The following is a 14,798-nucleotide window of genomic DNA, read 5'->3' as shown; positions in this document are numbered from 1 at the left end:
AGAGAGTGAGCCAGACAATCGACACGACCGCGCCCGGGGGCTCCGGCCCCCGGCAGGCAAATGGGGTGGCGGCACAGCCGCGGCGTTGGCGGCTTGCCGCCTACCCGTCCCTGCTGGCGCTGCCGGCCGTCCTGCTGCTGATCGCGGCAATGGCCTATCCGCTGCTGACGATCGTGTCGCGCAGCTTCTCCGAACCCGAATGGGGGCTGCAGAACTACGTCTGGTTCTTCTCCACCGACGTCAACATCCAGGTGCTCCTGCGCACCTTTTCCATTTCAGCCTGGGTCACACTCGTCTGCGTGATCGCGGCCTATCCTTACGCCTACCTCATGACGGTCGTCGGCCCGCGCATGCGGCTGGTGCTGATCCTTTGCGTGCTGGTGCCGTTCTGGGTCAGCGGCGTGGTGCGCACGCTGGCCTGGGTGATCCTGTTGCAGGACTCCGGCGTCATCAATTCGGTGCTGAAGGCGATCGGCTTTGGCGGAGTCAAGCTCATCCGCACGCCCACCGGCGTCGTCATCGGCATGGCGCAGGTGCTTTTGCCCTTCATGATCCTGCCGCTCTATTCGGTCATGCGCGGCATCGACCTCCGGCTCGTGCAGGCGGCCCGCAGCCTTGGCGCGCGCCCAGCGCTGGCTTTCTGGCAGGTCTATCTACCGCTTTCGCTGCCGGGCGTCTTCGCCGGCGCGATCATCGTTTTCATTCTGGCGCTCGGCTTCTACATCACGCCGGCCCTGCTCGGCGGCCCGCGCAGCACCATGCTGTCGACGCTGGTGCAGAGCCAGGTGCTGAGCCTGCTGAACTGGGGCCGCGGCGGCGCCATGGGCGTGGTGCTTCTGGTGTCGACCTTCATCCTTCTCGCCCTTGCTGCGCCCCTCATGCGCCAGCGGCATAAGCAAGCGTCGAGGTCGTGACGATGAAGCCTTTCCGCATCATCCTCGGCCTGTTCTGCCTGCTGGTCGCCATCTGGCTGGTCCTGCCGACGCTCGTCATCATCCCGATGTCGTTCAACGAGAAGAAGTCGCTCGCCTTCCCGCCGTCCGGCTTCACCTGGCATTGGTACGAGAACTTCTTCACCAATCCCGACTGGTCGTCGAGCTTCTTCAACTCACTGCGCGTGGCGGCCATCGTCGCGGTTACGGCAACCATCGTCGGCACGCTCGCCGCACTAGGCCTCAGCCGCATGAAGCATGCCGGTGCCGGCATCCTGCGCGCCATCCTGATCACGCCGATGGTGGTGCCGGGCGTGGTGCTGGCGATCGGCATCTATGCCGTCTACCTCAACTACCAGCTCGTCGGCACGACGCTGGGCTTCGTCATCGCCCACACCATGCTGGCCGTGCCCTTCGTGCTGATTGCGGTGTCGGCGAGCCTTGAAGTGTTCGACGTGCGGCTGGAGACGGCTGCCGCCAGCCTGGGCGCAAACCGCCTCACCACCTTCCGCACGATCACGCTGCCGCTGATCCTGCCCGGCATCCTGTCGGGCCTGCTCTTCGCCTTCGTGACCTCCTTCGACGAGATCATCGTGGCGCTGTTCATCACCAGCCCGTACCTGAAAACACTGCCGGTCCAGATCTACACCAGCATCACCCGCGACGCCGACCCCACGGTCACGGCAGTCGGCACCATCATTTTCCTGGCCACGTCGCTCATCATCACCGGCGGGCTGATCATCGGCTCGCAAAGGAGGCGCTGAGATGACCACGTCCAAGACCAGAGAACGCGGCGCCGCAATCGACATCCGCAACGCCACCAAACGCTACGGCTCCTTCACCGCGCTCGACGATGTCAGCCTGCATATCAAGCCCGGTGAGTTCATGACCCTGCTGGGGCCGTCGGGCTCGGGCAAGACGACCACGCTCAACGTGGTGGCCGGCTTCACCGACCTCACCTCGGGCGAGCTGTCGGTCGGCGGCGAAAGCATCCTCGGTGTGCCCGCCCACAAGCGCAACATCGGCGTGGTGTTCCAGCACTACGCGCTGTTCCCCCACATGACCGTGGGCAAGAACGTCGCCTATCCGCTGACTTTGCGCGGGATCGAGAAAGGCGAGCGCGAGAAGCGCGTTCGCCGCGCGCTCGACATGGTCAAGATGGCCGATTTCGCCCATCGCTATCCGAGCGAGCTTTCCGGTGGCCAGCAGCAGCGCGTGGCGCTGGCGCGCGCCATCGTGTTCGATCCCCCTCTCCTATTGATGGACGAGCCGCTCGGCGCGCTGGACAAGAAACTGCGCGAATGGCTGCAGCTGGAGATCAAGCGCATCCATCGCGAACTCGGCACCACCTTCGTCTACGTCACCCACGACCAGGAAGAGGCGCTGGTACTGTCCGACCGCATCGCGGTGTTCAATCAGGGCCGCATCGAGCAGGTCGGCACCGGCCGCGAGCTCTATGACGAGCCGGCGACGCTCTTCGTCGGCAAGTTCATCGGCGAGTCGACCACGCTGCGCGGCAATGCCGAGACTTCGGGCGGCGAGACCAGCCTCACGGTCGCCGGCCAGCGGATCGTGGCCAGCAACAAGCTTGCCAACGGCGCGAAGCCGGTGATCCTGCTGCGCCCCGAAAAGCTGTCGCTGGCACCCGGCAACAAGCCTCAGGCCGACAGCCAGAACAGCCTGACCGGCAACATAAGCGAGGCGATCTATCTCGGCTCCGGCTCGAAATACCAGGTCACGCTGCGCGACGGTTCCGTCGCCATCGTGCGCGCGCCGCTCGAGGCGCAGCAGTTCGCGATCGGCGATGAGGTCGATCTGCGCTGGCACATTTCCGACTGCAAGCTTCTGGCCGACGACGAGCGCGCCGACCTGACCCTCACCTGACCTCACATCCCCCGCAGGACCAAACCATGGACGCCAAAGTCAACGGCAACATATCCTTCTGGTATGCCGACATCGGCCTGCCGGCCTACCGCCCGCCGCTGCCCGGCGACATCGAGGCCGACGTCTGCATCGTCGGCGCGGGCTTCACCGGCCTCTGGACCGCCTACTACCTGAAGAAGGCCGATCCCTCGATCCGCATCGCCGTGGTGGAGAAGGAATTCGCCGGCTTCGGAGCGTCGGGCCGCAATGGCGGCTGGCTGTCGGGCGGCTTCGGCTGGTCTCGCGAAAAATATCTGAAGACGTCCACGCGCGGCGCCGTCATCGACATGCAGCGCGCCATGTATGGCACTGTCAACGAGGTGATCTCGGTGACTGAGGCCGAGGGCATCGACGCCGACATCCGCCGCGTCGACAACATCACGGTCGCCACGAACAAGCCTCAGCTCGACCGCGCACGCGCCGAGTATGAAGAGGCCAAGGCCTGGGAAATGCCTGCCGACCGCATCGCGTTCCTGAGCGCCGAGGAAGCCCGCGAGCGCATCAACATTCACAACGTCCAGGGCGCCTATGTGCTGCGCGGCATGGCGCGCGTGCAGCCGGCCAAGCTGGTGCGCGGCCTTTCGGACACGGTCGAGCGCCTCGGCGTGCCGATCTACGAGCAGACCACCGTGCTCGGCATCGAAAAGGGCAAGGTCACGACCAATCGCGGTACGGTGCGGGCGCCGATCATCGTACGCGCCACCGAGGGCTTCACCGCCGGCATCCCCGGCAATGAGCGGCTGTGGCTGCCGCTCAACAGCGCCCAGATCATCACCGAGCCGCTGCCGCAGTCGCTGTGGGACGAGATCGGCTGGAACGGCTATGAGCTGCTCGGCGACGCGGCACACGCCTATTGCTACGCCCAGCGCACCCGCGAGGGCCGCATCACCATGGGCGGCCGCGGCGTGCCCTATCGCTATGGCTCGAAGACCGACGTGGGCGGCCAGACCCAGCAGGAAACCATCGACCAGCTCTACAAGATCCTGATGCGGCTGCTGCCCCAGACCCGCAACCTCAAGATCGACCATGCCTGGTGCGGCGTGCTTGGCGTGCCGCGCGACTGGTGCACCACCGCCGGGCTGGATGAGGACAGCGGCATCGCCTGGGCCGGCGGCTATGTGGGCTTGGGCGTTTCCAGCTCCAACCTGTCGGGCCGCACGCTGCGCGACCTCATCCTGCGCCGCGACACCGAACTCACCCGCCTGCCCTGGGTGAACCGGAAGGTGAGCAAGTGGGAACCCGAGCCACTGCGGTGGCTGGGCGTGCACTCGATGTACCAGCTCTACCGTATCGCCGACGAGCGCGAGGAAGCCGGGCTCCAGCACACCTCCAAGCTGGCGGCCTTCGCCGACAGCCTCACCGGACATTGAGCCAGAACTTTCATATCCAATCCCTTTTCAGAGGCCGCCATGATCGACTTCCAGACCTTCGCCCATCTCGCAACAATCGACCTCGGCGCCGCCGAACCCAAGCCGACCTCCATCGAGGGCGACCAGATGGAAGCGGCAGCGACGCTGTGGACCTCGCCGGACGGCAAGCTCGAAATCGGCGTGTGGGAATGCACGCCCGGCCGCTTCACCGCCGCGCGCGACCAAAATTCCGAGACCTGCCACATCGTTTCCGGCCGCGTTTCGCTGCACGGCCCGGACGGCCGCACGCAGGAGGTGCGCGCCGGCGAAGTTCTGGTGCTCCCCAAGGGCTGGCGCGGCGAGTGGACGATCCACGAAAAGACCCGCAAGCTCTACATCATGCACCAGGAAGCCTGATCGCGCCTCGGCATCGCTTGCCGAAATCTCCACTGGCGCGTGAAGCCGAAAAGGAGCAGACTTTTCCGATCACGCGTCAAAACAAGGAGTTAGAGCCAAGGCTCCGGCCCCACTGGACGGCTTGGCTCCGGACAAGCGATGAACCAGCAAGACAAGGGCAAGCATGGCGTGGTGACCTTCCGCGCCATCAACAACGGCAAATCAGCCCGGATCGATGCCGAGGAGATCGAGGTCACGCTGCCCAACGGCGTGAAATTTCTGATGTCGCCGACCGACAAGCCGGGCGGCGGCGTCTCGCTGCACATTCCCGAGCACGACCCGGAGGCACTGCAGTTCGGCGCCTTTTCCATCGAGCCCGGCGCGGCCAACACCATTTTTGTACGCGCGGTGCTTTATGACCGCGACATCGAGGACGGGCTGCGCCCCGAAGACCTCAACGCCTCCAACGACGACTAAAGCAGCGGCCGATCAGCTGGGCGCCCAGCAACCGGCTGACGGCGCTCCCGAGCCGGCGTCATCGGTTGCCTAGCACTATAGTCAATAAGCCATATCCAAACCCAAAAATCCGCGAGGATTCTTCGCGACGCACGCTTGACCGATATATTCGTTCGTACATAACAATGCGACCAGGCTATCGGAGGGTGGAAAGAGCCATGCATCGTCGAAATCTTCTCGTCATCCTGTCGGCGATGGTCGCCTGGCTGTTCGCCGGCCTTGCAATGGCCGGGCCGCGCGCAATCGTCGACGACGCCGGTCGAAAGGTCGAACTGCCCGAAACCATCAACCGGGTGATGGCCGCCGGTCCGCCCGCGTCCGTGCTGATCTACGCCCTGGCCCCCGAAAAGATGGTCGGCTGGGTGCGTGAGCCTTCGGCGGAGGAAAAGACCTTCATCGCGCCGGCCTATCGCGACCTGCCCGTCCACGGCCGCCTGACCGGCAAGGGCAACACCGCCAATCTGGAGGCGGTGCTGGCGATGAAGCCGGACGTCATCATCGACGTCGGCACCATCGATGACACCTATGCTTCGCTCGCCGACCGCGTGCAGCAGCAGACCGGCATTCCCTATGTGCTGATCGACGGGCGCTTCGCCAAGACGGCCGAAAGCCTGCGCAAGGCGGGCGACATCGTCGGCGCGAAGGACCAGGCCGAAAAGCTCGCGGACTATGCCGAAAAGGCCGTTTCGCGCCTGAACGGCGTCATCGATGCGGTGCCGGCCGACAAGCGCGCGCGGGTTTATTACGGCCGTGGACCCGAAGGGCTCGAAACTGGCCTTGCCGGCTCGATCAACATGGAAATCCTCGCCATCGCCGGCGCCAGGAACGTCGCCGAGGCGGCGGGCTCAGGCGGGCTTGCCAATGTCTCGCTCGAGCAGGTGCTGTCCTGGAACCCCGACGTGATCCTGGCGCTCGATCCAAAATTCCAGAAGTCGGTGCTGGCAGACCCGCAGTGGTCGGGCGTGGCCGCGGTGCGCGACAAGCGCGTCTACCGCGCGCCCACCGTGCCCTTCGGCTGGTTCGACTCGCCCCCCGGCGTCAATCGCGTCGTCGGCCTCGCCTGGCTGGCCAAGGTGCTCTATCCTGATGTCACCAACATCGATCTGGGATCGGACGTGCGCGACTTCTACAAGCTCTTCTACCATGTCGACCTGACGCAGGCGCAGATCGACACGCTGTTGGCCCATTCCGCGCCACCGGCGAAATGACGAGGCAGTCTGCCACGCAGGCGCGGGCCGCTTCCGGTCCGCAACGCCGGGTTTGGCCGGTGATGGCCCTGCCCGCGCTGGCGCTCGTGGTTCTGGTGCTGGTATCGCTCGCCATCGGCAAATATGACGTCTCGCCCGGCGAGGTCGCCGCAGTCATCCTCGCAAAGCTCACCGGCACGCAAAGCGGCCTCTCCACCACCGTGGAAACGGTGGTCTGGCAGGTGCGCGTGCCGCGTGTGCTCGCGGGGCTGCTCATCGGCGCGGGGCTTTCGGCGGCGGGTGCGGTCTATCAGGGCCTGTTCCGCAACCCGCTCGTCTCGCCCGACATTCTGGGCGTCTCCGCCGGCGCCAGCCTCGGCGCGGTCGCCGGCATTTTCCTGTCGCTGCCGGTCATGGCCATCCAGGGCCTTTCCTTCCTCGGCGGGCTGGGCGCGGTGGCGCTGGTCTATTCGATCGGCCTCGCGGTGCGCGGGCGCGACCCCGCGCTGGCGCTGGTCCTGGCTGGCGTTGCCGTCGGCGCGCTGCTGGGCGCCTGCATCTCGCTCTTGAAAGTGCTGGCCGATCCCTACAACCAGCTACCGGCCATCACCTTCTGGCTGCTCGGCAGTCTCGCCAGCATCACCCAGGGCGACCTCGCGTCCATCCTGCCGGCCATGGCGCTCGGGCTCCTGCCGATGGTGCTGCTGCGCTGGCGCATGAACCTGATGTCGCTCGACGATGAGGAGGCGCGCGCGCTCGGCGTCGAGACGCAACGCTATCGCTGGATCTTCATTGCGGCGGCAACGCTGCTCACCGCCTCGGCCGTCTCCGTCTCGGGCGTGGTCGGCTGGATCGGGCTTCTGGTGCCGCACATTGCGCGCATGCTGGTGGGACCCGACTTCTCGCGCCTGCTGCCCGCCTCGCTGATGCTGGGCGCGGCCTATCTCATCGGCGTCGATACGCTGGCCCGCTCCATCGCCGCCATCGAAGTGCCGCTCGGCATCCTCACCGCGGCGATCGGCGCGCCCTTCTTCCTCTATATCCTGATGACCGCGAGGCGCGGATGGCAGTGACGCTCGAAGCAATCGATCTCGCCTTCGGCTATCCGCGCGCGCCGGTTGGCCGAGACGTTTCGCTGTCGATCAGCACCGGCGAAGTGCTCTGCCTGCTGGGACCCAATGGCTGCGGCAAGACCACGCTTTTCAAGACGCTGCTGGGGCTGATCCCCAGCCAGGGCGGCATGCTGCGCCTCGACGGCCGCGACGTGGCAAGCTTCTCGCGACCGGAATTCGCTCGCCGGCTCGGCTACGTGCCGCAGGCCAACTCCGCCTATTTTCCGTTCAGCGTTCTGGAAGTGGTGCTGATGGGCCGCGCCAGCCGCATCGGCGCCTTTTCGACGCCCTCGGCGTCGGATCGCGAAGCAGCGAAGGCCGCGCTCGAAGCACTCAGCATCTCGCATCTCGGCCCTCGCCTCTACACCGCCATCAGCGGCGGCGAGCGGCAGATGGTGCTGATCGCCCGCGCGCTGGCGCAGGAACCCGACATGATCGTCATGGACGAGCCGACCGCCAGCCTCGACTTCGGCAACCAGGCGCGCGTGCTGGAGCGCATCCGCGCGCTGGCTGCCTCCGGCCTCGCCATCGTGCTTTCCACCCACGATCCGGGCCATGCCTATGCCTGCGCCGACCGTGTCGCGCTGATGAAGAAGGGACGGCTCGTGGCGCTCGGTACGCCCGCCGAGGTCGTCACCCCCGCCCGGCTCAAGGAGCTCTACGGCATCGATGTGGCGGTGGCCTTCGTGGAGGCCGCCGGCCGTCACGTCTGCGCGCCTTCGCTGACGCAGGTTGACGTGCAGCCCTGAAGCGCCTTCACTGACACGGCAACCTGAGGACGAAAGGGAACCGACCGATGAAGATCAGCGCCAGGAACGTCTTGAAGGGCAAGGTGGTGGAAGTCACCAAGGGCGCGACCACGGCCCATGTCCGCATCGACATCGGCGGTACCGTGGTCACCGCATCGATCACCAATGCGTCGGTCGACGACCTGAAGCTCGAAGTCGGCAAGCAGGCCTATGCCGTCGTCAAGGCCTCCGACGTCATGGTCGCGGTGGACTGATCCGGGTCAGGACAAAAGCTTCAGCAGCCCCTTCTTGCGCGCCTCGCTCGGCGTCGTCGCGAAGCGCTGCTTGAAGACGCGGTTGAAGTTGCCAAGGTCGGCAAAGCCCCACCTGTAGGCGATCTCGCCGATGGTGGCGCCGGCCTGCCCAGCGTCCGACAGGTCGCGATGGGCGCTGTCCAGCCGTTCATTGCGGATATGTTCGCCGACCGTTACGTCCTCGCCGCCGAACAGGCGGTTGAGATGGCGCACCGAAATGCCAAGCCGTTCGGCCACGAATTCCGGCCCCAGTTCGGTGTTCGAAAGATGGCTCGAGATGATGCTCTTGGCCTCGACCAGCGGCAGGATGCGCGACCGCTGCATGCCCGGCCCGCCGTTGAAGATGGTGGAGATCAGCTGCCAGCAGCGCTCGGCATCTTCAGGCCTGGTTCCCGCCATCAGCCGCAGGCCGGCATTGCGCAAGGCGCCCGACAGCGTCCGCCCGGCGCCGACATGACCGTCGATCTGCACCGGCGTGCTGAGCTGCCCGGCCCTGCATTCGTCCATCAGCCTCGAGCGCGGAATGTCGATCAGGATCTGCCGCATGATGCCCGGAAAGCCATAGAGGAATGGCTGCTCGGCGTCGTAGATCAGCACGTCGCCGGCGCTGATGTTGAGGCAGCGGTTGTGCTGGTAGAAGAAGGCGCTGCCTTCGATCAGCAGGCAGGCGAAGATGGAATCCTTGGGCTGGTTCCGCACAATCTGCGGCGTGCGCTCGACGATGTGCTGGTTGCCGCGAATGTCGCTCAGCGTCAGTCCCTGCACCTCGCAGCGTGCCACGCTGGCGCTGAGGCCCCGGCTGTCATGGGTGGAGCAGCGGATGCCGGTGAGCGAAGAGGCGTTATAGGCCTCCCAATAGTCGATGCGCTGGCTTTCGGGCACGTCCTGCGTCGAGGCGCGCGTCAGCGACGGCTGCGAAACCTCAATCACGTCCATCCCCTCCCCATTCATCCGGCGTGCCGAAACGCTCGCAGACCATTGGGTATAGGTACTGTTCCGCCTGTCGTTTCATAGAGCGAACCCTTGGGAAGATTTGTCACCGGCGGACTCCAGTCTTGTCCGTTTCGGACATCGCACGGTGAGCGAGGCATCCATCTATGGCCAGCAAATCCAAAACTGGCCAGTGTCGAGTCATTCCGCCGCAGCGGCGGCCCCGACAGGGTCGGAGCGACGCCTAACGGTGGCTTACCGCCAACGAACAGAAAGTGCAACAATGCCTGAGCATAGGGAAGAACCGTGGTCCTTCGACAAGGATCGTGCCGCCCTTCTGGTCATCGACATGCAGAAGGACTTCGTCGACGAAGGCGCGATCATGGAAGTGGCCATGGCGCGTCATCGCATCCCGACCATGCGACGGGTGGTCGACGCGTGCCGCGAAACCGGCGTGCCGGTCATCTACACACGCCACGTCCTCAGCGACCGCTTCGAAATCTCGCCGCTCGAAACCGCCTACCAGCCCAAGCTGAAGGTGACCGGCATGCGCGAGGGAAGCGAAGGCATCGAGATCGTGCCGGAACTGACCCCGCTGCCCAATGAGACGGTCATCAGCAAGCACCGCTACGACGCCTTCCACGACACGCAGCTCGAAACGCTGCTGCGCAACATCCGCGGCGCGGGTCAGGTGGACACGGTGATCGTCATCGGCACCGTCACCAACATCTGCTGTGAGTCCACCGCCCGCAGCGCCTTCATGCGCGATTACAAGGTGGCCTTCATCAGCGACGCCAATGGCGGGCTGGATGAGGCCTCGCACAACGCAACGCTCGAAATCATCGGCCGCGTGTTCGGCCGCATCATGACCGCGAGCGAACTCATCGAACACTTCTGAGGGGGAGGAGAATACCCGTGTCACAACCAGATAATTTCGACAAATCCTATGAGTGGAAGGCCGTCACACTGCTCGGCCTCGGCTTCGGCCTGGTCGGGCTCGACCGCTGGCTGATCACCCCGCTGTTCCCGGCCATGATGGAAGACCTTGGCCTGACCTACCAGCACCTCGGCACCATCGTCGGCGTGCTCGGTCTCTCCTGGGGCGCGTTTTCCATTATCATGGGCAATGTTTCCGACCGCATCGGCCGCCGCAAGGTGCTGATCCCGGCGCTCATCGTCTTCTCGTTGCTCTCGGCCGTCTCCGGCTTCACCGGCGGCTTCGCCAGCCTGCTCATCATCCGCACGCTTATGGGCGTCGCGGAAGGCTCCTTCTGCCCCACCAGCGTCGCTGCCACAGGCGAGGCCTCGCATCCGAGGCGCCGCGGCTTCAACCAGGGCCTGCAGCAGAGCCTGTTTGCGCTGTTCGGTTTCGGCTTTGCCCCGATCATCGCCACGCAACTGCTCGAGGTCGTGCCCTCCTGGCGCTGGGTGTTCGTCATCTCGGCCGTTCCCGGCCTGATCCTAGCGATCTTCATGTACAGCATCATCCGCGAGCCGAAGCGCGCCGCAGCAGCCCCGCGCCCGGTTGCTGAAAAGGCAACGCCCGCGCAGTCGCCGCGCTGGCGCGACCTGCTGCGCAACCGCAACGTGCTGGTTGCCATGCTCAGCCTGCTCTGCGCCATGAGCGGCGTCTTCGTGATGGGTGCGATGATCCCGAACTATCTGGTCGACTTCCTCAAGCTGACCGGCCCGCAGATGGGCTTCGTGATGTCGGCAATCGGCTTCGGCGGCTTCCTCGGCGAATTCGGCGTACCCGGCATCTCCGACCTGATCGGCCGCAAGATCGCCGCCTTCCTCGCCTTCGTCGGCGCAGCCGTGTTCCTGATCCTGTTCGCACAGGCCGGGCCCAATCCGTGGCTGCTGTTTGCCCTGCTTTTCGTCTCGGCCTTCTTCTGCCTTGGCCTGCTGGCGCTCTTCACCGGCCCGGTGGCAACGGAAGCCGTGCCGGCAGTGCTGATCGCCTCGGCCATCGGCATGGTGTCGGGCGCAGGCGAGATCTTTGGCGGCGGTGTCGCGCCCTTCGTGGCCGGCTTCGTGGCCGACCAGTACGGCATCCAGTACACGCTCTATCTCGCGCTCGGCGGCCTGCTGGCCGGCGTGGTGGTGAGCCTGTTCCTGCGCGAGACCGCGCCGCGCAAGGTGGCCGCTGCCGTCGCCGCCTGAGGGCGCGAACACAGCCATTTGAAGTAATCGTGACCGGGCCCGGAGACCTTTTTCATAGGGTTTCCGGGCCCGATGCTTTTGTGCGCCGTCCGCTCATCTTGAAAGCCAGCAGAAGAAATTCCACCTGTATTGCAACCTCCAACGCACATGCGCGTTGATCACCCGCAAGCCTTTTCGGGGATGTCACCATGGAATATGGATGGTTCGATAAGCCGGTGCCTATTTCGCTGGGCATCACTGGTGATGTCTACAATGTTTCCAACGCCCGTCAGGCGGCTGAAATCCTGCTCAATAGATGGCCCACTGCCGGTAGCATCAAGCACAGGGATGCCCGCTATGCCTGCCTGCAGGTGTTGCAAGGATTGAAAAAGCCGGAAGTCGCGCGCGAAGCATTTGTCGAAGCCGCGCGTGAAGCCGGAATCTTGTTTGACGACTTCGTTTCTTAATTGTTTAGTTTTAATGCGTGGAGGGTGCGTGATGGATAGTTTGCAGTTTTTCATGCCTGTGCGGCTTTCGCTCGACGCCGAAAAGCCGATCACTGAAATCTACGGCGTGGACCAGGCGCTCGATTTCCTTCTCGCCTGGCCGACCGGCCGACAGGGACCGGTCTACCAGAAGGCGCTGAACGCCTGCTTTTCCGCAAGCGTCGAGCAGGCCTCCGCCGAAGACGCGCGCAAGGCCTTCTTCAACTTCACCAAGACCGCCGGCATTCTGGCCAAGGACGCGTTCCCCGGGATTTCCCGCAGGCGCACGTCCACAAGGTATGGCAGCGGTAGGGTCTCGAACCGGCTGGTCTGAGCCTTACGCCGCCTTCGCCGGTCCGGCCGGAAACACGCCCGACATCACGACAAAGCCCTTGATGCGCTTGACGCGGTCGCACCAGCGGCGGATCGCCGGGTAGTCCTGGCGCGAGATGCCGCCCTCCTCCGACAGCATGATGTAGGGGAAGCAGGCGATGTCGGCGATGGTCGGGTGGTCGGCCGAGCACAGCCAGTCGCGGCCTTCCTGCTCGCCGAACCACAGATGCTCGTCAAGAATGCGGAACAGCCGGTGGGCGCCGGCCCGCACCGTCTCGATGTCGAAATCGTAGAACATGCCGTCATGCAGCCGCGCGGCCGAAGAGGTCGAGGTGATGCCGTCGGCAAAGGCGAGCCACTGGCTGATCTGGCCGAGCAGTTCGGGATTGTCGCGCGGATACCAGGTGCCGGAAGCGTCATATTTCGACGCGAGGTAGACGAGGATCGCCTGCGCGTCGCGCAGGACAAAACCGTCATCGTCGATCACCGGCAGCTGGCCGAGCGGATTAAGCCGCAGGAACCAGTCCGACTTGTGCTCGCGGCCGGGATAGAAGTCGACCGGCACCGTCTTGTAGTCGATGCCCAATATGCTCATCAGCAGCCGGAGCTTGTAGCAGTTGCCCGAGAGTTCGTAGTCGTAGAGCGTGATCATCGGCTGCTCCTAGAGGTCGAGAACGAGGCGAGCCGACTTGGCGCGCGACACGCAGGTCATGATCTTGGTGCCGGATTTCCTCTCGGCATCGTTGAGATAGACGTCCTGGTGATCGGGCTCGCCCTCGATGACGGTGGCGAGGCAGGTGCCGCAGGCGCCCTGCTCGCAGGACGACGGCATATCGATGCCGGCCTCGCGCATCACTTCCAGAATCGTCTTGCCGGCCGGCACCTTGAGCGTCATGCAGGAGCGTGCCAGCGCCACTTCGAAGCTCGAGCTGTCGTCGATCTTGTTGGTGTTCTTGAAATATTCGAAATGCACCGCGCCTTCCGGCCAGCCGGCCTCGGCCGCGATCTTCCGCGCCGTCTCCAGCATCGGGCCGGGGCCGCAGAGATAAAGATGCATGCCGAACTTGTAGACCGACAGGATCTCACGCAGCTTTGCGCCGGTTGCCTCGGGATCCAGCCCGAGATGCGGCACCAGCGTGCCTTTCAGCCCGTCGAGACGGTCGCGGAAGGCAAGCTGGCTCTCACCCTGGGTGAAGTAGTGGAATTCGTGAGCCAGCTCCTGATGGTGCAGCGCCTGCGCCATGGCCAGAAGCGGCGTGACGCCGATGCCGCCGGCGACGAAGATGGTCTTCACCGCGTCGCGCCGCAGCGGGAAATTGTTGCGCGGCTCGGAAATCGCCAGCACATCGCCCTCGCGCACGCTCTCGTGCATGCAGACGGAACCGCCCTTGGAGTCGCGCTCCAGCTTGACGCCGATGACGTAGCGGTCGCTTTCGCCCGGACCGTTGGCGATCGAATATTGGCGGATTTCGCCGTTGGGCATATGCACGTCGATATGCGCGCCGGGCTGGAAGGTCGGCAAGAGCCCGCTAAGTGGCTTGAGCTCGAAGCCGGCGATGCCGTCGGCCGCCTGCCACTTGCGCGCCACCTGCACGCGCAGCGCCGCCTTCCGGCCATGCGCGGTAAGCTCCGGCATTTCGGCCAGCTCGGCTGGCAGGCGCTCGAATTGGGGCGCGATCGGCTCAGGCGCGGGCGCCTGGGCTGCTTCCTGCTCGATCGCGTCGCGCAGCTTGCTGAGCCGTTCATTGTGATGGCGCAGCACAGCGAGCCGCGCAGCACCTTCTGCGTCGCTGTTCAGCACGCCGCGGATCACCGAGCGGTTGGAATCGACCGGTTGAACGAAGAACACGGCGAGCGTTTCGGCGCCGCCTTCGCGGGCGCGCAGCGCCACGGAGAAATCGCCGGCGGCCTCCACAGCAATCTCGGCGTCGTTGCCGTCGATCCTGCCGCTCGGCTGGAAGGAATAACCCCTCAGCCGGGCCACCACCCGGTCGGCCGGTGCGTTGACCGGAATGCCGCGCAGCCCCAAAAACTCGCCTTCGGCCAGCCCCGCCACTTCCGGCACCTCGCCCTGCGGCTCATCGGTCGCCGACCAGACAAGGCCGTAGCGCTCGACCGCCGGAAAAGTGCGGTTGGTGATGGTGCGGGCCGGCGCGTCGGCCGGGTGGGCCGGGATGTAGGTGCAGCCGGCGGTGCGGTTCGAATAGCGCCAGCCGTGATACTGGCACTTCAGCTCGCGGCCGTCATTGATGCCGATCGAAAGGCGCACGCCGCGATGCAGGCAGCGGTTCTCCCAGACATTGACGTAGCCGTCGTCGGCCCGCCAGACGGCGAACTCGCGGCCCAGCAGCTGGCCATGGAAGACATGGCGGAGAGGAAGGTCGTGGGCGGCGGCGATCGGGTGCCACCGGGTCCTGGCTTGGTCCAGCATCATTGTCTCCGGTTCTCGTC

At 65.2% G+C, this 14,798-nt stretch carries 17 protein-coding genes; 14 read left to right on the top strand and 3 right to left on the bottom strand.

The window, feature by feature from the left end:
• The first annotated feature begins 5 nt into the window (after positions 1-5).
• The 10 genes from C7I85_RS00160 to C7I85_RS00115 all read left to right on the top strand — a co-directional run bounded on the left by C7I85_RS00160 (position 6) and on the right by C7I85_RS00115 (position 8,418).
• On the top strand, positions 6-914 hold the full coding sequence (locus C7I85_RS00160; protein ID WP_106721913.1) for an ABC transporter permease: 909 nt from the start codon (positions 6-8) through the stop codon (positions 912-914).
• Positions 911-1,696, top strand: coding sequence for an ABC transporter permease (locus C7I85_RS00155; protein ID WP_106721911.1), 786 nt, complete (start codon positions 911-913; stop codon positions 1,694-1,696). Before C7I85_RS00160 ends, C7I85_RS00155 begins: the two co-directional genes overlap by 4 nt.
• Position 1,697: 1 nt before the next feature.
• Positions 1,698-2,816, top strand: coding sequence for an ABC transporter ATP-binding protein (locus C7I85_RS00150; RefSeq protein ID WP_106721909.1), 1,119 nt, complete (start codon positions 1,698-1,700; stop codon positions 2,814-2,816).
• A 26-nt stretch (positions 2,817-2,842) separates the two neighbouring features.
• Complete coding sequence (locus tag C7I85_RS00145) at positions 2,843-4,225, top strand: NAD(P)/FAD-dependent oxidoreductase (protein ID WP_106721907.1); 1,383 nt, start codon at positions 2,843-2,845, stop codon at positions 4,223-4,225.
• Positions 4,226-4,264: 39 nt separating this feature from the next.
• On the top strand, positions 4,265-4,621 hold the full coding sequence (locus C7I85_RS00140) for a cupin domain-containing protein (RefSeq protein WP_106721905.1): 357 nt from the start codon (positions 4,265-4,267) through the stop codon (positions 4,619-4,621).
• A 138-nt stretch (positions 4,622-4,759) separates the two neighbouring features.
• Complete coding sequence (locus tag C7I85_RS00135) at positions 4,760-5,077, top strand: hypothetical protein (RefSeq protein WP_106721903.1); 318 nt, start codon at positions 4,760-4,762, stop codon at positions 5,075-5,077.
• A 197-nt stretch (positions 5,078-5,274) separates the two neighbouring features.
• Positions 5,275-6,324, top strand: a complete 1,050-nt coding sequence (locus C7I85_RS00130; RefSeq protein WP_106721901.1) for an iron ABC transporter substrate-binding protein — start codon at positions 5,275-5,277, stop codon at positions 6,322-6,324.
• Between the two features lie 62 nt (positions 6,325-6,386).
• Entirely contained in the window at positions 6,387-7,376 is a 990-nt protein-coding gene (locus C7I85_RS00125; protein WP_245444774.1) for a FecCD family ABC transporter permease, read from the top strand.
• Positions 7,373-8,164 carry an ABC transporter ATP-binding protein gene (locus tag C7I85_RS00120; RefSeq protein WP_106722554.1) on the top strand — a complete coding sequence of 264 codons (792 nt, stop codon included), beginning with the start codon at positions 7,373-7,375 and terminating at the stop codon, positions 8,162-8,164. The genes C7I85_RS00125 and C7I85_RS00120 overlap by 4 nt, the downstream gene beginning before the upstream one ends.
• A gap of 47 nt (positions 8,165-8,211) precedes the next feature.
• Positions 8,212-8,418 (top strand): TOBE domain-containing protein, encoded by a 207-nt coding sequence (locus C7I85_RS00115; RefSeq protein WP_106721897.1) that lies wholly within the window; start codon positions 8,212-8,214, stop codon positions 8,416-8,418.
• Between the two features lie 6 nt (positions 8,419-8,424).
• Here C7I85_RS00115 and C7I85_RS00110 read toward each other — a convergent pair whose 3' ends face one another.
• Positions 8,425-9,387 carry a helix-turn-helix domain-containing protein gene (locus C7I85_RS00110; RefSeq protein WP_181257036.1) on the bottom strand — a complete coding sequence of 321 codons (963 nt, stop codon included), beginning with the start codon at positions 9,385-9,387 and terminating at the stop codon, positions 8,425-8,427.
• Between the two features lie 283 nt (positions 9,388-9,670).
• Here C7I85_RS00110 and C7I85_RS00105 point away from each other — a divergent pair, with 283 nt between their 5' ends.
• From C7I85_RS00105 to C7I85_RS00090, 4 genes are all read left to right on the top strand, one after another.
• Positions 9,671-10,285, top strand: coding sequence for an isochorismatase family protein (locus C7I85_RS00105; protein ID WP_106721893.1), 615 nt, complete (start codon positions 9,671-9,673; stop codon positions 10,283-10,285).
• 17 nt (positions 10,286-10,302) lie between these two features.
• Positions 10,303-11,550 carry an MFS transporter gene (locus tag C7I85_RS00100; RefSeq protein ID WP_106721891.1) on the top strand — a complete coding sequence of 416 codons (1,248 nt, stop codon included), beginning with the start codon at positions 10,303-10,305 and terminating at the stop codon, positions 11,548-11,550.
• A gap of 188 nt (positions 11,551-11,738) precedes the next feature.
• Complete coding sequence (locus C7I85_RS00095) at positions 11,739-11,996, top strand: DUF982 domain-containing protein (RefSeq protein ID WP_106721889.1); 258 nt, start codon at positions 11,739-11,741, stop codon at positions 11,994-11,996.
• Positions 11,997-12,027: 31 nt separating this feature from the next.
• Complete coding sequence (locus C7I85_RS00090; protein ID WP_106721887.1) at positions 12,028-12,348, top strand: DUF982 domain-containing protein; 321 nt, start codon at positions 12,028-12,030, stop codon at positions 12,346-12,348.
• Positions 12,349-12,351: 3 nt separating this feature from the next.
• Here C7I85_RS00090 and C7I85_RS00085 read toward each other — a convergent pair whose 3' ends face one another.
• Together C7I85_RS00085 and C7I85_RS00080 are read right to left on the bottom strand one after the other, a co-directional pair.
• Complete coding sequence (locus C7I85_RS00085; protein WP_106721885.1) at positions 12,352-12,999, bottom strand: glutathione S-transferase family protein; 648 nt, start codon at positions 12,997-12,999, stop codon at positions 12,352-12,354.
• A 9-nt stretch (positions 13,000-13,008) separates the two neighbouring features.
• Positions 13,009-14,778 carry a Rieske 2Fe-2S domain-containing protein gene (locus C7I85_RS00080; RefSeq protein WP_106722553.1) on the bottom strand — a complete coding sequence of 590 codons (1,770 nt, stop codon included), beginning with the start codon at positions 14,776-14,778 and terminating at the stop codon, positions 13,009-13,011.
• Positions 14,779-14,798: the final 20 nt, after the last annotated feature.

Origin of the sequence: Pseudaminobacter soli (ex Li et al. 2025) (assembly GCF_003012705.1) — a bacterium.
Classification (GTDB): Bacteria; Pseudomonadota; Alphaproteobacteria; order Rhizobiales; family Rhizobiaceae; genus Pseudaminobacter; species Pseudaminobacter soli.
The sequence above is the reverse complement of the archived record's forward strand: the minus strand, read 5'-3'. Positions and strand labels throughout refer to the sequence as shown.